This is a genomic window from Anaeromyxobacter sp., from assembly GCA_016718565.1.
Taxonomy (GTDB): Bacteria; Myxococcota; Myxococcia; order Myxococcales; family Anaeromyxobacteraceae; genus JADKCZ01.
The window spans coordinates 274550-298322 of sequence record JADKCZ010000018.1 but is presented as its reverse complement, the minus strand read 5'-3'; the positions used below and the strand labels follow the sequence as shown (position 1 = coordinate 298322).

20 protein-coding genes are annotated in these 23773 nt (G+C 74.9%); 11 read left to right on the top strand and 9 right to left on the bottom strand.

Translation table 11 applies throughout. The features are described from left to right. Nucleotides 1-124 precede the first annotated feature (124 nt). The 11 genes from IPO09_20395 (at nt 125) to IPO09_20345 (ending at nt 10211) form a co-directional block, all read left to right on the top strand. Nucleotides 125-2134 carry a S9 family peptidase gene (locus IPO09_20395; protein MBK9519640.1) on the top strand — a complete coding sequence of 670 codons (2010 nt, stop codon included), beginning with the start codon at nt 125-127 and terminating at the stop codon, nt 2132-2134. A gap of 160 nt (nt 2135-2294) precedes the next feature. Continuing rightward, nucleotides 2295-2897 carry a hypothetical protein gene (locus tag IPO09_20390; protein ID MBK9519639.1) on the top strand — a complete coding sequence of 201 codons (603 nt, stop codon included), beginning with the start codon at nt 2295-2297 and terminating at the stop codon, nt 2895-2897. Between the two features lie 478 nt (nt 2898-3375). Further along, complete coding sequence (locus IPO09_20385; GenBank protein ID MBK9519638.1) at nt 3376-4146, top strand: DUF1775 domain-containing protein; 771 nt, start codon at nt 3376-3378, stop codon at nt 4144-4146. A gap of 8 nt (nt 4147-4154) precedes the next feature. After that, nucleotides 4155-4391 (top strand): hypothetical protein, encoded by a 237-nt coding sequence (locus IPO09_20380; GenBank protein ID MBK9519637.1) that lies wholly within the window; start codon nt 4155-4157, stop codon nt 4389-4391. Further along, on the top strand, nt 4388-4780 hold the full coding sequence (locus tag IPO09_20375; GenBank protein MBK9519636.1) for a hypothetical protein: 393 nt from the start codon (nt 4388-4390) through the stop codon (nt 4778-4780). The genes IPO09_20380 and IPO09_20375 overlap by 4 nt, the downstream gene beginning before the upstream one ends. Then, nucleotides 4777-5499 (top strand): hypothetical protein, encoded by a 723-nt coding sequence (locus tag IPO09_20370; GenBank protein ID MBK9519635.1) that lies wholly within the window; start codon nt 4777-4779, stop codon nt 5497-5499. The genes IPO09_20375 and IPO09_20370 overlap by 4 nt, the downstream gene beginning before the upstream one ends. An 8-nt stretch (nt 5500-5507) precedes the next feature. After that, nucleotides 5508-6095, top strand: a complete 588-nt coding sequence (locus IPO09_20365) for a YceI family protein (GenBank protein ID MBK9519634.1) — start codon at nt 5508-5510, stop codon at nt 6093-6095. 85 nt (nt 6096-6180) lie between these two features. After that, the gene (locus IPO09_20360; GenBank protein MBK9519633.1) at nt 6181-6906 is read left to right on the top strand and encodes a cytochrome c; all 726 of its coding nucleotides are present in this window, start codon (nt 6181-6183) and stop codon (nt 6904-6906) included. Between the two features lie 19 nt (nt 6907-6925). After that, the gene (locus IPO09_20355) at nt 6926-7795 is read left to right on the top strand and encodes a DUF692 domain-containing protein (protein MBK9519632.1); all 870 of its coding nucleotides are present in this window, start codon (nt 6926-6928) and stop codon (nt 7793-7795) included. After that, nucleotides 7792-8670 (top strand): putative DNA-binding domain-containing protein, encoded by an 879-nt coding sequence (locus IPO09_20350; protein ID MBK9519631.1) that lies wholly within the window; start codon nt 7792-7794, stop codon nt 8668-8670. Before IPO09_20355 ends, IPO09_20350 begins: the two co-directional genes overlap by 4 nt. After that, nucleotides 8667-10211 carry a tetratricopeptide repeat protein gene (locus IPO09_20345; protein ID MBK9519630.1) on the top strand — a complete coding sequence of 515 codons (1545 nt, stop codon included), beginning with the start codon at nt 8667-8669 and terminating at the stop codon, nt 10209-10211. The genes IPO09_20350 and IPO09_20345 overlap by 4 nt, the downstream gene beginning before the upstream one ends. A 70-nt stretch (nt 10212-10281) precedes the next feature. Here the strand turns inward: IPO09_20345 and IPO09_20340 are convergent, their stop codons facing one another. From IPO09_20340 to IPO09_20300, 9 genes are all read right to left on the bottom strand, one after another. Further along, the gene (locus IPO09_20340) at nt 10282-10722 is read right to left on the bottom strand and encodes a hypothetical protein (GenBank protein ID MBK9519629.1); all 441 of its coding nucleotides are present in this window, start codon (nt 10720-10722) and stop codon (nt 10282-10284) included. A 66-nt stretch (nt 10723-10788) separates the two neighbouring features. Beyond that, complete coding sequence (locus tag IPO09_20335; protein ID MBK9519628.1) at nt 10789-12054, bottom strand: PepSY domain-containing protein; 1266 nt, start codon at nt 12052-12054, stop codon at nt 10789-10791. Between the two features lie 32 nt (nt 12055-12086). After that, the gene (locus tag IPO09_20330; GenBank protein ID MBK9519627.1) at nt 12087-14516 is read right to left on the bottom strand and encodes a TonB-dependent receptor; all 2430 of its coding nucleotides are present in this window, start codon (nt 14514-14516) and stop codon (nt 12087-12089) included. Between the two features lie 90 nt (nt 14517-14606). After that, nucleotides 14607-15527: a FecR domain-containing protein gene (locus tag IPO09_20325; GenBank protein MBK9519626.1), complete on the bottom strand. Its 921-nt coding sequence runs from the start codon at nt 15525-15527 to the stop codon at nt 14607-14609. 63 nt (nt 15528-15590) lie between these two features. Then, nucleotides 15591-15968, bottom strand: a complete 378-nt coding sequence (locus IPO09_20320; protein MBK9519625.1) for a hypothetical protein — start codon at nt 15966-15968, stop codon at nt 15591-15593. Between the two features lie 219 nt (nt 15969-16187). Beyond that, complete coding sequence (locus IPO09_20315) at nt 16188-19136, bottom strand: PepSY domain-containing protein (protein ID MBK9519624.1); 2949 nt, start codon at nt 19134-19136, stop codon at nt 16188-16190. Between the two features lie 78 nt (nt 19137-19214). Then, nucleotides 19215-20270 carry a beta-lactamase family protein gene (locus tag IPO09_20310; protein MBK9519623.1) on the bottom strand — a complete coding sequence of 352 codons (1056 nt, stop codon included), beginning with the start codon at nt 20268-20270 and terminating at the stop codon, nt 19215-19217. 2 nt (nt 20271-20272) lie between these two features. Then, nucleotides 20273-22657 (bottom strand): TonB-dependent receptor, encoded by a 2385-nt coding sequence (locus tag IPO09_20305; GenBank protein ID MBK9519622.1) that lies wholly within the window; start codon nt 22655-22657, stop codon nt 20273-20275. Between the two features lie 131 nt (nt 22658-22788). Further along, nucleotides 22789-23769, bottom strand: coding sequence for a FecR domain-containing protein (locus tag IPO09_20300; protein ID MBK9519621.1), 981 nt, complete (start codon nt 23767-23769; stop codon nt 22789-22791). Between the last annotated feature and the right edge of the window lie 4 nt (nt 23770-23773).

The window sequence follows — 23773 nt, the reverse complement described above, 5'->3', positions numbered from 1 at the left end:
GAGCGGGCGCCGATGGGGTGCCGCCCGGGCGGGTGGCGGTCACGTCCGGGGCGCCCGCACCTCCTGCTGACGGTGGGCAGCTTCCCGACTAGATGGGTGGACCGCCCCTGACCAGGAGCCGCACATGCCCCTCCTTCCGCTCGCCGTCGCCGCCCTGCTCGCCCTCGCCCCCGCCTCGGCACCTGCCGAGGCCGCGCCCCCGGCGGCGCCCCCCGCGGCCGCCCCGGCGCCCGCCGCCGCTGGCTACCAGGGCCACGGCGCCGCCTCCGTCTCGCCCGAGCTGCTGGCCCGCTTCGCCCCGCGCCCCATCGCCCCCGACCTCTCGAGGGCCGTGCAGGCGATGCTGGACGTGCGGGCCCCCGGCCTGGGCATCCCCACCCGCGACGGCCGGCGGCTCTTCTTCGGGTGGCGCGTCACCGGCGTGCCGCAGATCTGGCGGCTCGACGGGCCGGACCGCTTCCCGGTGCAGCTCACCGGCGGCGAGGACGCCACCACCCTGGCCGCGCTCACGCCGGACGGGAAGACCCTGGTGGTGCAGCGCGACCGCAAGGGGGAGGAGAACCCCGGCCTCTACCTCCTGTCGGCCGAGGGCGGGCCGCTGCGCCTGGTGCAGCACCGGCCCGGCGTGCAGACGGTGGCCACCCACGTCTCCGACGACGGCCGCTGGCTCTACTACCGCGCCAACGACCGCCGACCCGACGCCTACGCCGTCTACCGCCACGACCTGGCCGGCGGGACGACCGAGCTCCTGGTGGAGGAGCCGGGGCTCTGGTCGGTGGCCGACTCCCGCCTCGACGGCCGGCTGCTGCTCACCAAGGCCACCGGGGCGCTCTCCTCGGAGTGGTTCGAGTGGTCGCCCGCCACCCGGGCGCTGACCCCGCTCTTCGGCCAGGGCGAGCAGGTGGAGTACCAGGCCTCCTACGGCGCCGCCGAGGGCGAGCTGCTGGTGGTGACCAACAAGCTCGGCGAGCACCGCCGGCTCTACCGCTGGCGCGCCGGCCAGCTCGCCCCGGTGACGCCCGAGCTCGGGTGGAGCGTGGAGGAGGCCGCCATCGACCGGGCCCGGCGGCGCATCCTCTACACCGTGAACCAGGCCGGCTCCACCCGGGTGGCGGCGCTCGACGCCCGCACCTTCAAGCCGCTGGCGCTGCCGCGGCTGCCGCCGGCCGATCACGTGCTGGCCGGCGCCGCCTCTGACGACGGCCGCTTCCAGGTGCTGGGCGTGGACACCGGCACGGCGCCGCAGGCCAGCTGGGTGCTCGACTGGAAGACCGGGAAGCTGGCGCGCTGGGTGGTGCCGAGCGCCCCGGAGGTGGACACCCGCCGCTTCGCCCGGGCCGAGCTGACCAGCTACCCGGCGCGCGACGGCACCCCCATCCCGGCCTTCGTGCGCCGCCCGGCCGCCTGCCCGGGCGGGCCCTGCCCGGTGGTGGTGGAGTTCCACGGCGGGCCGGAGGCCCAGACCCTGGCGGGCTTCAGCGCCCGCGCCCAGCTCTACGTGGACGCCGGCTTCGTCTTCGTGCAGCCCAACGTGCGCGGCTCGGACGGCTACGGCAAGTCGTGGCTGCAGGCGGACGACGGGGCGCGCCGGCTGGCCATCATCACGGACATCGAGGACGCCGCCACCTGGGCGCGGCGGGCCTTCGCGGTGGAGGGCGCGGCGCCGCGGGTGGGCATCACCGGCGGCAGCTACGGCGGCTACTCGGCGCTGGTGGGCATGACCATGTTCGCCGGGGCCTACGACGCCGGCGCCTCGGTGGTGGGCATCGCCAACCTGGTCACCTTCCTGGAGAACACCGCGCCCTACCGGCGCATCCTGCGCACCACCGAATACGGCGACCCGGTCAAGGACCGGGAGGCGCTGGTGAAGCTCTCGCCCACCAGCTACGTGGACCGGGTGCGGGCGCCGCTGCTGGTGCAGCAGGGGGCCAGCGACCCGCGCGTGCCGGTGGGCGAGGCGGTGCAGATCCACGACGCCCTGGCCGCCCGCGGCGTCCCGGTGGAGCTGGTGATCTTCGCCGACGAGGGGCACGGCGCGCAGAAGCGCGAGAACCAGGTCCTCATGATCGGCCGGACCATCGAGTTCTTCCGCAGGCACCTGGCGCCTGGCGGGGCGGTGGGCGCGCCGCGCTGAAGCTGGCCGGGCGGCATTGCGACCTCTGGACGCACGAGACGACGCTACCCAGCGTCAAGTGGCTGACGCATGCTGAGCGTCATCCATGTCGGCACGGAGCACACGCAGCGCTGGGGCAGTTCCGGCGGTCCGGGCGCCGTCTCGCGACCGGTCGCGGTGGGTGGTGGTGGCCGTCGCGGTGGCCGGCATCTGCGCGCTCTTCGCGGGCAGCGTGGCCCTGCTGGCCCGGCTGGACCGGCCGGACGAGCCCTCCGACCCAGGGTCGGGCCTCACGCCCACAGCTCCGCCGCCGGCTGCGGCGTGGCCGCCGCCGCCCGAGCTTCCTGGCCCCCTCGAGCGAGTTTCCCCGCAGGTGCTGGCCGCCCAGCTCAGGTCGCCGCCTTCCCTGCCCGCGCCAGCTCCGCCGGAGGAGCCCCTGCCGCCGGCTGGCGTGCCACCCCCGCCCCGCTACGTCTACGAGATCGCCTCCGAGCTCGAGGCCCAGGTCTCCCGCCGCTGCGGGACCATGGAGCTCCGCCTGGGCGAGGCGCTGCGCCGCTCCGGTCTCGACCCGGAGGGGCACGCGGTCCTGCTGGTGGAGGCGGAGCCGCAGGAGGGCCAGCTGAAGCTCTGGCGGGCCACCCTGCAGGCCCACGGGCGCACCTCGCCGGGCCAGGTGGCGTGCTGCCAGTTCGCCATGAACGGCCTCACCGTGCCGGTGCGGCGCCTGCAGGCCGGCGAGCGGTTCCAGGTGCAGGTGGTGGTGGGGAACCGGCGGGGCTGAGGCACCAGCACGATCGCGGGAGTGGTCTGCTCCGATGCTGGCCTGGACGCATCGGCCGGCGCTGACGGCGCGGCAACACGGCCATGGCGGACGGCGCCTGCGGTGGGTCCCGCCTGCCGCGGCAGCCGCTGCCGAGGGTCGCTTCCTGTCGTGCCGTCCGCCAGAGTGCGACGAGTTGCCGCAAACAACAGCAAAATCAGCAACTTGAACCCATCAGGGAGCCCCTGTCCCACTTCCCAAATCGACCGACCGAGCCCAACTCAGGGACGTGCCCGACGGGCCGCGCCACCGGTTGACTCCGGCGGCCGGCCGCCATCGCGGAGGGCTCCCGCGGTGGCCCAGGGGGCGCAGAGCCCGCATCGAAAGAAACCCGTTCCACCGGTCCGCAGAGGTCCGGCGAGGAGTCGCCATGTCTCGAGTCGAAGCCGCAGTGCCCTCCCCCTCTCACCGTGCCCGCTGGGCGCGAGCTGCCCGGACGGTGGCGGTGGCCGTTGCGGTCCTCGCCGCCGCGCCGGCGCCCGCCCACGTGGGCGTGGTCAACACCCAGCTGCCCTTCGCGGTGGCGGGCAAGAGCTACGAGCTGGTCCTGGCGGTGCCTCACGGCTGCGCCTACACCGCGCCCGGCGCGGCCACCCCCGTGGAGCTCGACACCTACAAGGTCGAGGTGCTGATCCCGGCCGGCTTCACCGGCGTCCGGCCGATCATCGACGGCGTCTTCGGGCGCCCGGTCATCACCAGGGACGCCGCCGGCGCGGTGACCTCGCTCACCTGGACCAAGAACCCGGCGCTCGACTCGGAGGCCGACGACCAGAGCTACCGGGTGGCCGTCCGCTCCACCGCCCCCAACGCCCCGTTCACCGCCGTCCAGTTCGGCACCAAGCAGTCCTGCAAGCGACCCGGCGGCGGAGAGGACGTGGTGGTGGACTGGACCGCTTACCCGGCCGCCGACGGCAGCCTCTCCAACCAGTCGCCCACCGTGCGGATCCACCCGGCCCGCCAGCCGGGCTGGAACAAGTTCAACCTGGCGGCCACCAACGAGAAGCACACCCAGGCCGACGTGGCGGCGCTGCTCTCCGGCTACCTCGCCGACGCGCAGATCGTCTGGGTCGGCAAGGGGGCCTACAGCGCCAACCCGAACACCCTCGCCAAGATCAGGGCCCTGGCCGTCAAGGACCCCACCTACTTCGAGCTGGCGGCCAAGGCGGACGTGATGATCCACGCGGTGGACGACATCTGGGTGAAGTTCTGAGGCGCGCCATGAACCCACGCCCCCTGCTGCTCGCCGGGCTCGTGCTGCTGGCCGCCGGCTGCGGCAGCAGCAAGAGCACCACCCCGGCGCCGCCGCCGCCCCCGCCCGCCGAGGATCCGGCCGTCGCCACCCTGGGCGCGCCCCTCCTCCCCCCGTCGTTCGCCGTGGCCGCCGAACTGGAGGCGGCCCTCACCTTCGACCCGGCCGCCGGCGACCTCCCGGCCGACCTGCTGCCGCCAGGGTGAACCCCTCGGAGTCCAGCGCCGCCGGCGCGCGCCGCCCCTCGCGGCGTCGCGCCGGCCTGGGGGCCCTCGCCCTCGCCGCGCTCCTCGGCGGCTGCATCCCCGACGAGGGGCCGCTCATGGCCCCGGGCGAGGACTGCCTCGGCTGCCACGACGGGCGCGGGGCCAAGCGCTGGACCGCCGCCGGCACCTGGCTCCCGCCAGGGTCGGAGGTCCGGCTGACCGACCGGAGCGGGCGGGTCATCGCGCTCACCAGCAACGGGGCCGGGAACTTCTACACCGCCGAGCCCCTGGACTTCCCGCTGGTGGCCACGGTCGGCATGCGCCGCATGCCCGATCCGGTCACCGACGGGAGCTGCAACACCTGCCACTGGGCGAAGGAGCAGCCTTGACCGACCCGGCGCCTCGAGCCGCACCCGACCACCCACGCCGCCACCGCTCGTGGCTGCTCCTGGCCGCCGCGCTGGCGGCCCTGGCGCCTCGTCCGGCGGCCGCCTGGCAGGAGCGGCTCTCGCTCCACCTGGAGCCGCCCCTGGGCGGCCTCCTCGCCGGGGGGCCAGGCGTGGGCGCCCGCTCGGACCTGCACGTCACCCTGGCGGCGCCCGAGCCCCAGGGGCTGGACTTCGACCTGCTCGGGGCCGCCGCGCCCCCCGCCGACGCCCCCGACCAGGCGGCGCTGGAGCGGCGCCGGACCATGCTCAACCTCCACCAGGGGCTCGGCTTCGCCCTGCTCGGCCTGACGGTGGCCACCACCGCGGTGGGCCAGCTCAGCTTCGATGACAAGTTCAACGGCGGCCCCAACACGGAGCGGTACGCCCTCAGCCACAAGGTGCTCGCCTACGGCACCGCCGGGGTCTTCGCCGCCACCGGGCTCCTGGCCCTGCTGGCGCCGGCGCCGGTGAAGGCGCCCGCCAGGCTCGACCGGATGATGGTGCACCGGATCGCCATGATCACCGCCGCGGTGGCCATGGCCGCGCAGGTCGGCCTGGGGATCTACACCGCGTCGCGCGAGGGCTACGTGAACCAGCGCGACGTGGCCGAGGCCCACCTGGCCCTCGGGTACCTCACCACGGCGGCCGTGGCCGGCGGCGTGGCCGTGCTGGTCTTCTAGGGGGCGCCATGACCACCTTCGCCCTGGCCCTGGCGCTGCTGACCGGCACCTCCTTCACGGTGGACCCCGGCGCCAGCACCGCCCGGTACCGGATCGTCCACAAGCTGCACGAGGTGACCGCCACCTCGGCGCGCCTGGAGGGGAAGGCCGTCCTGCAGCCGGAGGGGAGGGTCATCACCCAGCTGCGCGTGCCGGTGGCCTCGTTCGACTCCGGCGACCGGAACCGCGACGTCCACATGCAGGAGGTGCTGGAGTCGGCCGCCTTCCCCTTCGTGGTCTTCAAGGGCGCCGGCGCGCTCCCCGCGGGGCCGCCGGGCGCGCCGGTCCAGCTGCGCCTGGCCGGGGAGCTCGAGTTCCACGGGGTGAAGCGCCCGCTCGACGTCGCGCTCGAGGTGGAGCTCCGGCCCGACGGGACCGCCCGGGCCCGCGGCGCCTTCGAGGTCTCCCTCGAGGCGCACCGGGTCGAGCGGCCGTCCCTGCTCTTCGTGAAGGTCGAGGACGCCTGCCGCGTCGAGTTCGACCTCCTCCTCCGCGGGGACGGCTCGGCCCCGACCGCTCCGCCGCGGCCCCTCCAGGCGGGGTCGCCGGCCCATTGAGACATCTTGACCCAGGTCAAATCGCCTCGTCGTGCCTACCTCAAGCTCGCAGCGGTCCGTCCCACCACCCACCAGAGGTGAATCCATGAAGCGCACCACCACCACCACCACCACGTCGCAGCCTTCCCACCTGGCGGAGGCAAGTCCGGCGCTCCCCTCCACCCGCCTGCTCTCCTCGGCCCTCGCCGGCCTGGTCGGCGCCGGCGGCCTCGCCGGGTGCTCCAAGTCGGCCGATCCGGTCGAGTGCGGCGCCCCGACGTTCAACAACGTGGTCACCAACACCATCCCGTCGTACGACGATCCACCCGCCGCGCTGGCGGGGTTCAAGACGCTGTGCGCGACGCGCGGCGGCTACCTGCAGACCCACGCCTGGTGCGCCGGCGCCAACAGCTGCAAGGGGCTCTCCTGGAGCTTCGGCGTGCTGACCGACCACTCCTGCAAGGGGATGAACACCTGCGAGGGGTTCAGCTGCGTGGACTCGATCGCCGACAAGGGGCTGCAGGGGGCGGCCATCTACACCACCTCCTGCTCCGGCTGCCACGGGACGCCGGCCGGCGCCTTCAAGCTGGTGGTGCCGCCGGGCACCGCCGCCGAGCGGATGGCCGCCTTCCAGGCGACCACCCCCGAGAACGGGGTCCGGCTCCTCTCCATCGTGGCGTTCGGGACGCAGGGTCACAACACGGACGGCAGCTCCTACTCCAACATGCCCTCCTTCCGCGCCCAGTACTCCAGGCAGGAGCTCCAGCGGGTGGTCGATCACATCCGGGCGCTGCCGCTGGCCGATCCGCCAGCGGAGTACGTGAGCTGGTAGGCGCGGCGGACGCCGGCCCATGGCGGAAAGGTCCGTGGCCCACCCCGATCCCGGCGGGCCGCTGCGGGCAACGGCGCGGGCCATCCCGAGCGAGGCGCTCGGGATCGGCCTCCGCCCCACCCACTACGCCGAGCTCCGCGAGCCCTGGCCCGACCTCGGCTACCTCGAGATCATCGCCGACAACTTCATGAGCGGGGCGGCCTTGCCGCTCCTGCACCTGGACCGGCTGGCGGAGCGGTATCCCATCGTCCTCCACGGGGTGGGGCTCAACCTCCTCGGCGAGGCGCCGCTGGACCAGGCCTACCTGGACCGGCTGGCCAGGCTGGCGGATCGGGTGGACGCCCCGTTCATCACCGATCACCTCTGCTGGACCGGTGCCCACGGGGCCTGCCACCACGATCTCCTCCCGGTGCCCTACCGGCCCGAGCTGGTCGAGCTGGCGGCCGAGCGCGCCGCGGCGGTGCAGCGGCGGCTCGGCAGGCCCTTCGGCCTCGAGAACCTCTCCACCTACCTCGAGTTCGCCGGCTCGACCCTCACCGAGTGGGAGTTCTACGCCTCGGTGGTGAGGTCGGCGGGCTGCTGGTTCATGCTCGACGTCAACAACGTCTACGTCTCGAGCGTGAACCACGGGTTCGATCCGCGGCAGTACCTGGCGGCCATCGACTTCACGAGGGTGCTGCAGGTCCACCTGGCCGGCCACTCCGTCGAGCCCGACGGGACCATCGTGGACACCCATGACCACCCGGTCTGCCCCGAGGTCTGGCAGCTCTACGCCGAGGCCTGGCGCGCCGGCGGACCCTTCCCGACCTTGCTCGAGTGGGACGGCCACATCCCGCCGCTGGCCCAGGTGGTGGCCGAGGTGGGCCGGGCGCGCGAGGTGCGGCGGTGACCGGCCGGCGCGGTCCGCCCTGGCTCGCCGCGCTGCAGGCCGGCTTCGGCGAGGTGCTCCGCCACCCGCTCGACCGCTCCAGCGGCCGGCTGCGCGCACGCACCGATCGCTACCCCCAGCCCAGCTGCGACCTGGTCCGGGAGACCCCCGACCGTCCCGCCCGGGAGCGGCTGGCGGTGTATCACCGGCAGTACTGGTTCCGGCTCCTCACGGCCATGCAGGAGGACTTCCCGCTCCTGACCGCCCTGATGGGCCACTGGGAGTTCAACGGCTGGGCCGCCGGCTACCTGCGGGTCCACCCGCCCCGCGGCGGCGGGCTCCAGCGCCTGGCCGACGGCTTCCTGGGCCACCTCGACGGCGTGTTGCCCTCCCAGGGGCTGCGGGGCGGCACCCCGGAGCTGGTGCCGCGCGCCGCCTTGCTGGAGGCCGCCGCCATCGACGCGGCCTGGCGGGAGGTGCTGCTGGCGGAGGAGGCGGCGCCGTTCGACCCGGCGGGGCTCCAGGCCGAGGGCTGGGCCTCGCTCCGGCTCGGGCGACGGCCGGGCTTCGGCCTGGTGTCGGAGCACTGGCCCTTGTGCGACCTCCGGCGGCGCGTCGGCGCGGCCGGGGTGGACCGGCGGGCGCCGCTCCCGCCCCGCCACGGGCGGCGCAGGTGGGTGCTCTTCGGCCGCGCCGGCGCCAGGCTGTTCGAGCTGGAGGTACCGCCCCGGCAGGCGCAGCTGCTCGAGCTGCTCGAGGAGCTTCCGGTCGGGGAGGCGCTGGCGGTCCTGGAGGCGCGCTGCCGTGGCGCCGAGCGAGACCGCCTGCCCGCGCAGGTCGAGCGCTGGCTCGCGCAGGGGGTCGAGCTGGGGCTCTTCGCCGCGGTGTCGCCGTGAGCCCCCAGGCCCGGATCATCCTCTCACTCGATGGCTTCGAGCCCGACGGGCCCGGGCTGGCCGCCTTCGTGGCGTTCCGGGTGACCAGGCGGTGGGCGCAGGCCTCCCTCCCCGGCGCCTCGATCGTCGCCGCGTCCGAGGAGGTGGTCCGAGCCGGCGGAGCCGCCACCAGCACGCCGTGGGCCATCGCGTTCGCGCTGCTCACCGCCTGCGCGGAACCTGCCGCGGCGCTGCGGCGCTGGCGGGGGGAGGGAGGCGTGGCGGCCCGCAGGAGCACGCCGCTGGCCCTCCTCGCCGCCGTGGCGGCGCCGCACCAGCGGGGGGGCCAGCTGCTGGTGCAGGTCGATCCCGAGACCACGCTCCCCGATCACGCGGGCGCCTGGCTCCTCGCGTCGGCGCAGCGGCTCGGCGGGGTGAGCGTGGCGTTCTCCTGCGAGCCCGCGGCGGCCGACGACCTGGCCGGCGGGCCCGCGATCGACGGAGCGGCGCACCCGGCGCTGCAGCGCTTCCTCGAGCTGGCCGCGCTCTGCGGCTCCTCGGCCCCGGCCCGCCCGCTCCTCTCGGCGCTCGGCCTGGGCGAAGAGGCCACCGAGCGGCTCGTCGATCTCCTCGATGAGCACCTCTGCGGTGGGGACGCCCCCGTCCTGGAGGACCTCGGGTACCGGCACCCGGGCTTCCCCGGGCAGCTGGTCTACGCCTTCAGGGATCCGGCCCAGCGCCGGCGCCTGCTCGCCGGCCTGCCGGAAGCGCACCGGGTGGCGCTGGCCCAGCGGCTGCGGGCGCACCTGGCGCCGCTGCTGCCCGTGAAGACCCGGGCGGTGGCGCGCCTCTTCGTCAACCTCGGCGAGGTGGTTGGTCCGCCGGCCGGGGAGGGGCCCCGCCAGCGGCTGCGCCTCTGGGGCGGGGCCGACGACGCGGGGGCCCTGGAGCGGTCGCTGCGGGAGGACCTCCAGGCGGGTCGCCAGGAGGCTTCCACGCTGCGAGCCACCGCGCTCTCCGATGGGCCGCTCTCCGATCACGTGCGGATGGCGATGCTCTGCGCCATCACGGGCGAGGCCCCGTGCGCCGACCCCGCCACGGCGCTCGCGGAGGTGCTGCGCCGGACCAGCCTCCTCCGGGAGGCGGGCCGGCTGGCCGAGGCGGCGGCCAGCGCCGAGGACGGGCTGCGGTGGCTCGCGACGGTGGCCGAGCCACCGGCGGGGGCCCGGGGGGCCCTGCTGTTCCTGGCGGCACAGTGCCATCGGGCGCGCCACCGGCCCGCCGCAGCGCTCGAGCGCTATGCCCAGGCCGCGGAAGAGGCCGCCAAGCCCGGCCCGGACGGCCAGGTGGACCACGTCCGGCTCGGCGCCTGCCTGGGGGAGGCCGGGCGGTGCCACTCCGAACGAGGAGAATGGGCCGAGGCGATCCGGCTCCTCGGCGACGCGCTGCACCAGCTCGGCCTGGGCCGGGCCCAGGGCCGGGTCGAGGAGGGGCTGGTGGCCCTGGTGGAGCGCAACCTGGCGGCCTGCCGGGCCCAGGCGGCCAGGGCCGGTCGGACCTGACCGGCCGGCGAGGTCCAGCGCCTCGCGCCGACCACCCGGCGGTGGCGCGGTGCGGCGCCCGCCGCGCGGTTCACTTCCCCTGCGGTGTGGCGGCGGTCGGCGTCCCCACGGGCCAGCGCGGGGTCCCGGAGGGATCGCGGAGGATGAGCCGCTCCGAGCCGCGCGTGATGACCTGGGCAATCATCATCTGGTAGCCCTCCACCCGGGTCAGCGAGCCGAAGACGACCACCTGGTCGCCGCCGGCCAGCTGCAGCGGCTGGGCGTCCACGAAGTCGAAGGGGCCGAGGTGCACGTCCAGGGTCCCTCGCTCGGTCAGCAGCACCAGGCAGAGGTCCCGGGGGCCGCGAGTCCGGCGGTGCTGCGCCACGATGAGGCCGCTCACGGTGGCCATCGAGGCCGGGTCGTACATCTCGTCGAGGCTCGACGCCTGGGCGGGCGCAGCGGCCTGGCTCGCCGAGGCCGGCGGGTCGGCGCCGAGCACCAGGGCGAGCGCCAGCATGACGAGGCTCATCGCCGCTCCTCCGGCGCCGCGGAATCGCGACGCAGGAGAGGAATCTAGGGCTGCCAGGCCCGGACGTCACCGGGGTGCGACGAATGGCCGTTCGGAGGCGCTCGGAACCGGGCGCACCCGGCGCCGCCGCCACCAGAGCCAGACCCCGGTGCTGGAGAGCAGGGCGACCGCCAGCCCCACGGCGAAGAGGAGCCACCGATACGCGAGCCCTCCGACGCTCCCGCGGTGCAGCGCCGAGAGCCAGGTGGTGGTGGTCACGCCGGGGCGCTGGCCGGTCGGCAGGGCGAGCGCGGCGAGCCGGCCGCTGGCCTCCTCGAAGGCCAGCACCGTCTCGGCGCGCCCCGCGGCGACGTCCCGGTCGCTGCGGACGGCGTAGAACCAGAGGCCGCGGGGCCGATCAGAGATGAGCCAGCCCTCACGCTCCACCCGGAAGCCGAGCGCCGCGGCCTGCCCGGCCATCAGCCGGCGCCCGGTCTCCAGGGCCTCGGGCCAGCCCGGCTCGCCCGCGAGGGGCGCCGAGGCGACGGGGGCGAGCCCGTCGAGGGGGTTGCGGGTGGTGCCGATCAGGACCCGGGTCACCGGCTCGTAGACCTGCTCACGCAGGTTGAAAGCGACGCCCGACCAGGCCAGCACCAGGAGGAGCAGCCACGGCCAGAGCCCGCCGGCCCGGTGCAGGTCGTAGGTGCGGCGCCGGGCCGAGGCGCCGGCCTTCACCTGCCAGGCCGGCCACCACCGCGCCAGCCAGGATCGCCCCGCCGCGACCGGCGACGCCCCGGCTCCAGCTCCCCGCCGCGGCGCCGGGAAGGTGAGGTAGGCCCCCACGAAGCAGTCGAAGGTCCAGAGGAGCGCCACCAGCCCGAGCAGCCAGGTGCCGACCTCTCCCGGCACCGCCAGCCGGTAGTGGACGGCCACCATCAGGTCCAGCAGGTTGCGCCGGGTGATGGGCCAGAGGCCGGCCGGGACGGTCTCCCGGAGCAGGACCGCCCCGGTGGCCGGGTCGAGGAGGAGCCGGTCGAAGGGGAGGGGATCGACCGGGCCCGAGCCCTCGTCGCCGGGTGAGATGGTGGCCTCGAACGGCTCGCCGGGCTCCCGGTGGAGCAGCACCCCGTCGACGCGCCCCCACGGCGCCACCAGCGCCAGGGCCCGCTCCCGCAAGGTGAGCGGGTCCAGGGGAGGGCGCCCGGCGTCGGCCACCCGGAGCGGCGGGTCGAGCCAGGCCCGGAGCTGGGGCCGGAAGGCCAGGGCGCTGCCGGTGAGCCCCACCACCAGGAGGAAGCCGGCCAGCAGCAGGCCGGCCCAGCGGTGGACCAGCACCCAGGTCTTCCGGCCCATGGCCTCCGCTCCGCCGCCGCCCGTCGATCGCGCTACAGGTCCAGCCGCACCGAGGCGGTCACGGCCCGGGGCGCGCCGTAGGTGAGGTAGCCGACCGACCCGACGGCCTGGGCGTTCTGGTGGTAGGTCACGTCGAGCAGGTTGGAGACGTTGACCTGGGCCGAGAGGTGCCCACGGCCCAGGCCGAGCCGGTAGGCCGCCATGGCGTCCACCAGGGTGTAGCCCGGGGTGGCGAGCGTGTTGGTGGGATCGGTGCTGGCGTCGCGCCAGCTCAGCCCGCCGCCGAGCTTCAGGCCCGGCAGGAGCGATTGGAGCGCGTAGGTGGTCCAGAGGCTGGCCATGTTGCGCGGGACGTTGGCCATCCGATTCCCTTCGGCGAAGGCGCTCCCGGGCGTGCTCTTGGTCACCTCGACGTCGGTGTACGTGTAGCTCGCCAGGACGCTCCAGCCGGGGAGCAGCTCGCCCTGCAGGTCGAGCTCCGGCCCGCGGCTGCGAATCTCGCCCACGTTGATCCGGAAGCCGGGGTGCTGGACGTCGTCCACCGCCACGTTCTGCTTGGTGAGCTGGTAGAGGGCCAGCGAGCCGGACAGCTTGCCGCCGAGGAGCTGCACCTTGGCCCCGACCTCGCCCTGCTGGGCGCGCTCCGGGTCGAGCGGTGCGCCCTGCCAGTCGAAGCCGGTGTTGGCGCCGAAGTTCTCCGCGTAGTTGGCGTAGAGGCTGACCGCCCCGCCTGCCTGCCAGAGGAGCCCGGCGCGCGGCGTGACCGCCTGATCGTCCTGCGGCTCGTCCGGGATGGCCGACCCATCGCCGCCGAGCCCGGGGCCGAAGGACTGGCTGCCGGTGCGCTTGACCCGCTGGTAGCGCAGGCCGGCCAGGGCGTGGAGGCCGAGCGGCAACGCCACCTGGTCCTGGGCGTAGACGCCGAGGTGGTCGGTGGTGGCGTCGGCGCCGAACCAGAGGGTCGGGTCGATGGAGAGCGGCGGCGGCGCCGGGTGGAAGGCGTCGGTGGTGGAGACGTCGGCCGACAGCCAGGCCGTCAGCGGCGTCTCGAACCGGTACCAGTCGGCGCCCACCAGGAGCGTGTGGCGGAGCCCGAAGGTCTCGAAGTGGCCGGTCACGTCCACGATGGCGGCCAGGGTGTTCTGCTCGACCTTCTGGGACGTGAGGCTGCTGGTGACGGTCCAGCCCCCGGCGCCGTCCGGCGAGAAGTCGGCGGCCTGGTAGTAGGCCCCCTCGTTCTTGACGGCGTGGCGCACCAGCCGGGCGTCGACCTGCCAGCCCTCGGCCAGGGCCTGCAGCAACCGGAGCTCCAGGTGGGTGGTGTCGTACTTCAGGTGCGACGGTGGCGAGAGGTTCTGCCGGCGCGGCAGGGGGATGAGCTGCCCGGTGGTGGCGTCGAAGGGTACGTTCTGCATCGAGTCGTAGACCGAGGGGTTGTGGATGTACTCGGCCTGGGCGGTGATGGAGGTCCGGGCGGTGGGGCGCCAGGTGAGCACCGGCGCCAGGAAGAGCTTCTCGGCGTGGATCCCCTGGCGCCAGGAGCCGGTCTTCTCGTAGGAGGCGTCCAGTCGGTAGAGCAGGGTGTCGCCGAGGAGCGGCCCGGTGGCGCCGGCGGTGGTGACGAACTGGTCCCAGGAGCCGACGACCTGCTCCAGCGAGTAGGCCGCCGTGGCGCCCGGCTGACGGGTCACCAGGTTGACGATGCCGCCCGGCTCGACCCGGCCGTAGAGGATGGCGGCCGGGCCCTTCAGCACCTCGACCCGCTCCACGTTGGCGAGGGTGCGCTGGCCGGAGCCGACGTACTCCTCGATCCGGACGCCGTCCCGGAAGGTGGTGAGGGTGTAGAAGCCGCGGAGGTAGATGAGCTCGTTGTTGCCCGGGGTGGCGACGGCGTGGACGCCGCTGACGTTCTCGAGCGCCCGGTCGAGGGTGGTGGCCCGCTGGTCCTGCAGCACCTCCTGGGGCAGCACCTGGACCGCCAGCGGGGTCTCGAGGAGCGGCGTGTCGGTCTTGGTGCCGGTGGCGGCGGCCGAGACGGCGTAGCCGAGGTCGCGCTCGCCCACGATGCCGACCTCCTCGAGCTCGGCCGACTGGGGCTTCGGCGCGGCGCCGGTCCTGGGCGGGGGGGGTGCGACGGAGAGGACCGCGCGCCCCTCCCCGCTGAAGGTAGCCGAGAGGCCGCTCCCATGGAGCAGCCGGGAGAGCGCCTGCTGCGCCGTGAGCGTCCCCGACAGCGCCGGAGCGCGCTTCCCGGCCGTGATCGCCGGGTCCCAGACCAGGTCGAGCCCGCAGGCCTTGGCCACGGCCGCCAGCGAGGTGTCGAGCGGCTGCTCGGGGAGCTCGAGGGCCACCGCCGCTGCGGCCCGGGCTGGGCTGGGCGAGGCCGCGAGGGCCGCAGGGAGGAGCGCCGGGGCGGCGGAGAGGAGGGCGGCGAGGACGGGCCAGGCGGCTCGGCAGGGCATGCGGGGTGCTCCAGGTTGAAAGGCGTCTCCCCGGAAGGCGAAGGACCCGGCCGAATGTGGCCACCCGGCGCGCGTCCCTCCCGGGGGCCCTCAGGGAGCGGGCGTGAGGCGGACCGTCGCGCCCTCGACGACCGCGCGGAGCCGGTAGGTCTCCTCGAGCGAGCCGAGGAAGCCCGCCAGGTCGGCGGTGTGAAACCGGCCGCTGACGCGGAGGGAGGCGGCGCGCCCCTCCACCACCACCGCCCGGAGCCCGTGGTACGGGGCGAAGGCGCGCACCGCCTCGGCGAGCGGAGTCCGGTCGAAGGTGGCCAGGCCCTGCCGCCAGGAGGCCGGGTCGCGCGCCGAGACCTGCACCTCGGAGAGGAGGCCGGCGACCAGCGCCACCTCCTGGCCTTCGACGAGCTCCCGCGCTTGCCCTGCCGCCAGCACCCGCACCCGCCCCTCGGTGACCGAGACCTGCACGCCGGGGCCGTCGAGCGCCACAGCGAAGCCGGTGCCCAGGTCCTCGATGGTCGCGCCGCCTGCCGTGGCGACGAAGGGGCGCCGCTCATGGGCGACCTGGAAGTGGGCCCTCCCCGCCACCACCCGCGCGCTCCGGCGCCAGGGCCTGAGCTCCACCGAGACCTCGCTGGCCGCGTCGAGCTCCAGCGTGGAGCCGTCTGCGAGCGGCACCGAGCGCCGCTCGCGCTCGGTGCGCAGCCGCATGTCGTGGCTCCCCGCCACCACCCAGGCGAGGGCCGCCGTCAGCGCCACCGCCGCCGCGCCGGCGGCCCAGCGGAGCGCCGGTGCGCGCCGCCTGGGCGCTGGACGGGGCAGCTGGCCGGCCAGCGGGCCGAGCCGCTCCCAGAGGCCGGACACCTCGGCCCAGGCCGCTCCATGGCGCGGGTCCTCCGCCAGCCAGGCCTCGAGCGCCCCCTCGTCCTCCGGGCCCGCCTCGCCGGAGGACCGTCGCACCGCGAAGGCGCGCGCCTCCGCCGCGATGCGCCTGGTGGTGGGGTCTCGGGAAGGCATGGGCGTTTGGTCCTGGTGAGGCGCTCCTGGAAGAGGCGCTCGAGCGCCCTCCAGGTGGCCAGGCTACCCCTCCCGGTCCCCGAGCACCTCGAGCAGCAGCGCCAGGGCCTGGTCGATCCGCCGACGCACCGTCCTCACCGAGGTCCCTTGGTGCGCGGCGACCTCCCGGTGCGTCATCCCCTCGAGCCGGTTGAGGATCAGCGCGGTCCGGCAGGCCTGGGGCAATGCCTCGAGTGCCGCCAGCAAGTCGCCGTCGAGCTCGCTGGAGGCGCCCCGCCCGACGACCTCTTCGACCGATCGGGCATGCAGGCGCAGCTCCTCCTGGGCCCGCGCCGCGGTCGCGACCCGGCGCCGCCGGTCGAGCGTGAGGGAGCGGGCCGCTGCGAGGAGGTAGCCGACCGGGCTCCGGACCGAGGCGACCGGCCGCTCCAGGAGGTCCACGACCGCGTCGTGGAGGAGATCGAGCGCCGAAGCGCCCTCCACCGGCCGCCAGCGGCGCACCGCGACCTGGGCGTTGGCCCGGTACCAGGCATCGAGCCGGCGTGAAGTCACACCGACTGGACGCGCGGGGTGGGTGGATACCGTCCGAAAGCCCCGTTTGGGGTGCTCCCGGACGGAGGTCCTCCCTGGGGCGTCCAGGCCCCTGCCTTCGCGCCCTCCCTACCTCCCGCCCTTCCCCAGGGCCACGCGGGCCACCTGGTTCTCGGGCTCCAGGACCAGGAGCCGCTCCCAGCAGGCGCCCTGCTCGGGCCCGGGCGGCAGCTCAGGGCAGAGCTGGGCCTGGGCGAAGACCGAGGCCGGGTTCATGAAGACGTTGAGCCGCCGCACCGCCAGCGCCTCGGCGAGGTGGCCGTCTTCCTGGAGCTGGCTGGCCCAGGTGGCGGCCGTCAGGTCGGTGAGCCCGAAGCCGGGCTCCTCCTTGCGGGCGGCCTCCACGAGCGCGGGCAGCGCCTCGAACCCGCGTTCGCGGCCGGCGCGTGCCAGCGCTGCCGCGGTGGGGGGTGGATACGGCCTGGCCGCCTTGAAGTCGACCCGCATGACGCCGTCCGGGACGCCGTTCTCGGCCGGGGCTCGGCGCAGCCACGCCCGCGCGGCGGCGTCGCCCTTCACGTAGCCATCGAGGAAGGCGCGGACGTACTGCGCCATGGCGCCGTAGCCGGCCTGGTCCTCCTCGGCGGTCGGCTCGCCGGGGCGGCGGTCCTCGTCGAGGATCGTGAAGTGGGAGGCGAAGTTGCCGTGGTGGAACCGCTCCATGACGACTCGGAAGGCGTCGGCGTGGCGCAGCCCGTCGTAGAACTTGAAGGCCGCCTCGCCGGCCAGCCCCTCCTCCCGCTCCTTCGGCGTCACCTGCTGGCCTCGGGCCTCGGCCGCCAGGAAGCCCCTCGCCGCGCTGGAGCGGAGGGAGAGGAAGGCCGCCTGCAGGGTGGCCGGGTCGGGGTGCGGCGCCTTGGCCAGCAGCTCGTCGGCCCAGGTGATGGAGCCGTCGAGGGCCACCACCGCCGCCACCGCGGAGTTGCGCAGCGCCACCACCGGCGCCGCCAGGCCCCCCCAGCTGTAGCCCATGAGCGCCAGGCGGGCCGGGTCGGCGTAGGGGAGCGTCCGCGCGAAGCCGACGTGGAACTCCAGATCGCGCGCCGAGGCCTCGACGGCCTCGTAGGTGTCTTCGGTGGGCCGGGAGCGGTCCCAGTTCCAGGTGCTGGGCGAGGCGATCACCACGTAGCCGTGGCTCGCCAGGTGCTCGAAGAGGACCGAGTTGTCCCAGGAGGGCTGGCCTCCGCCGGCGTTGTAGACCACCACCGGGAAGCGGCCGGCCGCCGGCGCGGCGTCCCGGACGGCCCGGACCGGCGCCCGCCGGATGGCCTCGTACCAGGCCTTGGCGGCGGCGCCGCCCTCGCCGGTCCAGTGGGCCTCCTGCTCCGCCAGGAAACGCTTCACCTGGGCCGCCGTCGGCGGCCCGTCCTGGTGTGCGCCGAGGGCGAAGTAGTCGCCATAGCGCATCCGGGCCGCCCTGGTGGCGGCGGCCGGGTACCAGACGCTGGTCTGCATGGGCCTGGCCCGCTCGGCCCGCTCCGGCTCGCCGAGCGGCGTGAAGGCCGGCCGGTAGGTGCGGGTGAAGTCGTACAGGTCGCGGGCGGTGAAACCGACCGCGTGGGGCCCGGGCGGCAGCGAGAAGACCGGGCTGGCGGGGAGCGGCTGCTTCACGGGCGGCGGGCTCCCCGGGGCGGCGTGGGCGTGACCGAGGGCAGGGCCAGGGAGCGTGACCAGCACCAGGAGCGTCACCGCACCGGACCGCAGCGCCGCCGCCCGGCGGCGGCCAGAGCGCTTCTTCCACCAGATGATGACGCCCGAGACCGTGACCAGCAGGACGAGGAGCCCGACCACGGAGGTGCCGATGCGCCACGGCAGCCCGCCGATGCTCCCCACGTGGATCTCGAACAGGAGCTCCGAGATCCGCTCGCCGAGGGGCGCGGTGTCGGCAGGCGCCTCGGCGGCCTCCATGGCCAGCGGCTCGACCCTCCGCAGCCTGCCGTCGCCTGCGTCGAAGGTGACCACGCCGTCCTGGCGTACGGCACCCTTCACCCACTCGGCCGCGAAGCTGTAGACGCCGTGCTCCCGGTCGAGCATCAGGTAGAACTCCGGCCCCGGCGCGGCCCCTAGGCGGGCGGCCGCCTCGCCGGAGAGCCGGCGCCCAGCCTCCAGCGCCCCGGCCCAGTCGAGCCCTGGGGTCGCGAGGGGCGGGTCGAGCACCGGCAGGTCGTCCGCGGCCGGCGCCGACGGAACCCGGAAGACGGTTCGCATGACCGGGTCGTAGACCTCGGCGCGCAGCAGGAAGCCGACGCCGGACCAGGCGAAGATGAAGAGCACGGCCCAGGTCCAGAGGCTGACGGCCCGGTGGAGGTCGAAGTTGACGCGGTGGAAGCCGGCGTCGAGCTTGACCAACCAGGCGGGGCGCCAGCGGCGCAGGAAGGTCCGCAGCCGGCCACGTAGCGCCGGCTCCTCGGGCTGGCCGTGCCTGCGCGAGGGCAGGGTGAGCACGAAGGCGGCGAGGCAGTCGATGGTCCAGGCCAGCGCCACCAGGCCGAGGAGCCACCTGGAGACCGTGCCGTCCGTCACGCCGAGCGTGAAGTGGAGCCGCCAGCAGAGCGAGATGAAGTCTCGCCGGTCGAGGGAGAAGTGGCCTCCGGTGCGCTCGGCGATGAGGGCGCCGTCGCGCGGGTCGAGGATCACCTCGACGAAGGGGAGGTCCCACGCCTTCCCGGTGGAGGGGTCGGTTCGGGGCGCCAGGCCGGCCCTGAAGGTGCTGGTGGGCGAGAGGTCCAGCGGGAGGAAGTCCACCGTGGCCCGCGGCTCACGGGACTCCGCCAGCGCGCGCAGCGCCAGCGGGTCGAGGCGCGGGCGCCCGTCGGCGGGCACCGCGTAGAGGTCGGGGTTGAGCCACTCGTCGACCTCCCCGGCGAAGGAGAGCAGGGCGCCGGTCAGGGAAAGCAGGATCAGGAACGCCGCCATGGCCAGGCCGGCGTAGCGGTGGAAGACCAGCAGGACGCGCCGCGCCAGGCCGTGGCGCTGGGCCGGGCCGGCGGCCGGGGCGAGCGTGGTCTTGGGGGTCATCGGGGCTCCCTGGGGGGGGCGGTGGCGGGGGTACTCCGGGTGTGACCGGCGGGCCCGCCGGGAACCGCCACCCTCGCCTCACGGTCCAGCGCCCCGCAGGTAGTGGTGCAGCGCGACCCGGGCGAAGGCATCGGGATCGGCCGCGTTGCTGTTGGCCAGGACGACCACCGAGAGGCGCTGGTCCTGCAGGCGCACGTAGGTGGTCAGGAAGCCCTGCCAGGCGCCGCCGTGGGACACGGCCGGGTGGCCCTCGTAGGGCTCGAGCGACCAGGCCAGGCCGTAGGGGATGGCCTTGCCGTCGCGGAGCCGCCCGGGCGTCCACATGAGCTCCCGCAGCGGCCGCGTCAGCGGCACCTCGCCGTCCAGCGCGAGGTCCCAGGCGGCGAAGTCGAGCACCGACAGGTAGTAGCTGCCGTCGCCCGTCGAGTTCAGCGTAGGCGACACCCACGCCTGGTTCCGGAGCGTGCCCTCGACCAGCTCGTAGCCGGCCGCCCGGTTCGGCACGAGGTCGGCCTCGCTGATCATGCGCGCGGTCCTCATGCCCGCCGGCCGGAACACGCGGTCGATCACCTGGTCGCCATAGAAGCGCTTCCCGACCCGGCTGCACATGAAGCCCAGCACGTGGTAGCCCATGTTGCTGTAGGAGAAGGCGCTGCCGGGCTCGAACAGCAGCGGCAGCCGGCCGTAGATCCGGAGCAGCTCCGCCTCGGTGTAGTTGCGCTGCAGGTCGAGCGCCTCGTAGGGGTCGGCGAGGCCCGAGGTGTGGTGCAGGAGCTGCCGGATGGTGACCTTGCGCCAGCTCCTCGGCGTCCCCGGCAGGTGCTTCGACACCGGGTCGTCCAGGCGCAAGAGGCCGTCGTCCGCGAGCAGCAGCACCAGCGCGGCCGTGAACTGCTTGCCGATCGAGCCGGACTGGAAGATGGTCTCCGGCCGCACCGGCACCTGCAGCTCCACGTTGGCGAGGCCGTAGCCGGCCTGCTTGACGACGCGGCCGTCGCGCACCACCGCCAGGGCGACGCCCGGCGTGCCCTGGCGCTGCAGCTCCGCCTGCATGAGGGCGTCGAGGCCCTCGTCCGCGGACGCCGCGCCCGCGACGAGCGCCGACAGGAGCAGGGGGCGGAAGCGCAGGGACACGGTCAGCGCTCCACGCGGAGCACGCCCGCCAACGAGAAGGGCCTCCCGGGGATGTTGTCGAGGCTGGCGTAGTAGGTGGCGTCGAGGAGGTTGTCGAGGTTGAGCTGGGCGGTGACGGTCGTCTTCCCCATTTGCCACGCGTAGGACGCCATCAGGTTCGCCACCACATAGCCCGGGATGGACCGGTCGGCGTCGTAGAGCTGTGACGAGCGGGCGACCAGGCCTCCGCCCCCCTTCAGCCCCTGGAGGGCGCCCGACTGGACCGCGTAGGTGGTCCAGAGCGTGGCCGAGTGGAACGGGACCCCCGTGAAGCGCTTGCCGATCTGGGCCGGGTCACCCTCGAGGTACCGCGCGTCGGTGTAAGCGTAGGTGGCGATGGCGCTCCAGCCCGGCGCGAGCTGCCCGGCCACGTCCAGCTCCACGCCGCGGCTCCGGACCCCGCCGATGGTGGTGTAGAAGGGGTCCCCGCCGTGGGCGAGGTCCTCCACCAGGACGTTGAACTTGTCGATGTTGAACAGGGCCGCCGAGGCGGTGAGCCGCCGGTCGAGGAGCTCGGCCTTGACGCCGACCTCGCCCTGACGGGCGTTCTCCGCCGGCAGGAACCGGCCGTCGAAGGTCCGCAGGCCGGAGGCCGAGTTGCCGAAGTTTTCGGTGTAGCTCGCGTAGAGGCTCACCTCGGGCGCCGCCTGCCAGAGGGCGCCCAGCCGCGGCGTGATGGGCGGCGTGTCGCGGACGATCGGATCGCCGGTCTTGCTGAGGTCCCAGCGGCGGTCGAGGCGGGCCCCGGCCAGCAGGTGGAAGCCGTGGGGCAGGGCCAGCTGATCCTGGACGTAGACGCCCACGGCATGGGGGACGTGATCGGCGAGCACCTCGTTGGCCGGATCCCAGGTCGGGGTCACCTGCCCGTACACCGGGTCGAAGATATTGATGGGGGCGACCTCGCCGCCGGTGTTGCCGGCGAAGCGCTCCCGGTAGACCACGTAGTCGACGCCAGCCAGGAGCGTGTGCCGCCCGCCCCATCCCTCCACCGTGCCGCTGGCGCTCGCCGAGGCGTTGAACGTGTTGGCGCGGTTGAAGTGGTAGATCATCAGGGAGCGCCCGACGTCGCCGGTGCGCACGCCTGCGGCTGGGTCGTCCGCCGTCGCCGGCTCACCGGAGAGTGACAGAAGCGGCGTCTCATGGAGCGAGTGGACGTCCTCGTACTTGACGTCGACGCGGAGCCTCCAGCGCTCCGTGAGGGGGTGGAGCCAGGTGAGCCGCACCGAGTATTCGTCCACCGGGTTCTTGCCCATGCCGGGCTCGAGCAGGTTGCGGCCGCGGGGGAGGTGGGCGCGGACGCCGTCGAAGAAGGGGATGCCTGAGTCGAACAGGACCTCGTAGCCCGTCCCCAGGTGGGCCTCCAGCGTCAGCTCCTCGCCGCCGGGGCGCCACTGGAGCGTGGGGAAGAGGTTGAAGCGCTTGGAGTGGACGAAATCCCGGAAGGACCGGGCCGACTCGAAGGCGGCGTTGACCCGGTAGCCGAGCACGCCGCCCTCGACGATGGGGCCGGTCAGGTCGATGGCGGTCCGGTAGGCGTCCCAATACCCCACCGACTGCTCCACCGCGTAGTACGGGGTGGCGAGCGGCTTCTTGGTGACGGTGTTGACGAGCCCGCCCGGTTCGCCCTGTCCGTAGAGGATGGAGGCCGGCCCCTTCAGCACCTCGATCCGCTCCACGTTGGCGAGGTCGCGCGTCAGCGCGCCGGCCGCGCCGTAGTCGAAGCGGGCCCCCTCCTCGTAGATCAGGTTTCCGGAGCCGAAGCCGCGGACCACGTAGGCGTCGCCCCAGCCGGTGTCGCCGCCCGGGGTGATCCCGCTCACGTTGCGCAGGGCGTCGCTGATGCGGCGCGGCCGCTGCTCCTTGAGCGTCTCCGGGGTCACCACCTGGACCGCCATGGGCGTCTCGAGGAGCGGCGTGTCGGTCCTGGTGCCGGTGGAGGCCTCGGTGGCGGCGTAGCCCAGGTCGCTCTCGCCCATGATCCCAACCTCCTCCAGCTCGGCGGTCTGCGGCTTGGCCCGGGCAGGGGCCGGAGGCGGTGGAGGCGGCGGCGCCCTGGTGATGGCCACCGTCCGCTCCCCGGTGAACTCGAACGCCAGCCCCGTGCCGGCGAGCACCCGGGCCACCGCCTCCCGCAGGGTGTACCGCCCCTTCACCCCCGGGCTCTGGACGCGCCGCGTCAGCTCCTCCGCCACCAGCGGCTGCAGGCCGGCCTGCCGGGTCAGCTCAGCCAGGGCCTGGCCCACCGGCTGCGGCGCCACGTCGAGGTCGTAGGCCGGCTCGGCCGCATGGGCCGGCGCGGCGGTGAGCGCCAGGCAGGCGGCCAGGGCGAGCGTGGTCTTGGGGGTCATTCGGGCTCCCGGGGGCGGCGGGGTGGGGGTGCTCCCGGTGTGACCGCCGGGCCCCCCGGGAACCGCCACCCTCGCGTCACGGCGCCGACCTGGGACCACGGTGGTCGGCTCGCCGTACTACGGTCCTGCGCTCACCGCGGGTCGAGCCGGAAGGCCTGCGGCCCGGTCTGGCGGACCTGGACCGGCAGCGTGGCGGCGATGGTGCGGAGCGTCAGTGGGAGGTCGTCGGTGGGGAAGGCGCCGCTCACCCGGAGTTCCAGGATCCCGGCGGAGCTGACGGTCAGGGCGGCGTCGTGATAGCGGCCAAGCTCCGCCAGCACCTCCCCGAGCGAGCGGCCGGTGAAGTCGAGCCGGCCTTGCCGCCAGGCCGCGGTCGAGGCGGCCTCGACCCGCTCGGCCGGGCCGGCGGGTCCGGAGGGCCCGTAGGAGAGCCGGGAGCCCTCCACGAGTCGAGTGGCCTGGTCGTCGCCGGGCCCGGCGCGGACGTCCACGGCGCCCTCGAGCACGGTCACGGCCACCCGGTCGCCCTGCAGCCTCACGTTGAACTGGGTGCCCACATCGCGGATCCGGCCGTCGCCCGCCAGCACGTCGAAGGGGCGGGGGTCGCCGTGCGCCACGGTGAAGAGGGCCTGGCCGCGCAGCAGCGTCGCCTCGCGGAGGCGCCGGGAGGCGTGGACGCGCACCGCGGTGTCGGTGTCGAGTTCCAGGCGCGACCCGTCGGCCAGGGCGACCACCAGCCGCTGGCCGCGCGCCGTGCGGTAGGTCCGGTCGTCCAGGGTGGCGAGCGGGTCGAGGAACCAGCCCACGGCCAGCAGCGCCGCCACAGCGCCGGCCAACAGGCCGCCGCCCGCGAGGCGCCGCCGGCGCAGGCGGACCTCGGCGACTTCCCGCCGGGCCTCGGCCAGGTGAGGGCCGGCCACCTCCCGCAGCCGCCCGAGCTCGCCCCAGACGGCCTCGGCCTCCCGGAAGGCCTCGAGGTGGGTCGGGTCCTGCGTCAGCCACCCCGCGAGGGCCAGGTCCGCCGGCCCTCCACGGGCCTCGCCGGCCCGGAGCGCCACCCGCCGGGCGGCCTCGGCCCGGACCTCGGGGGGGATGTGGCGGTGGGGGGTCATGGCG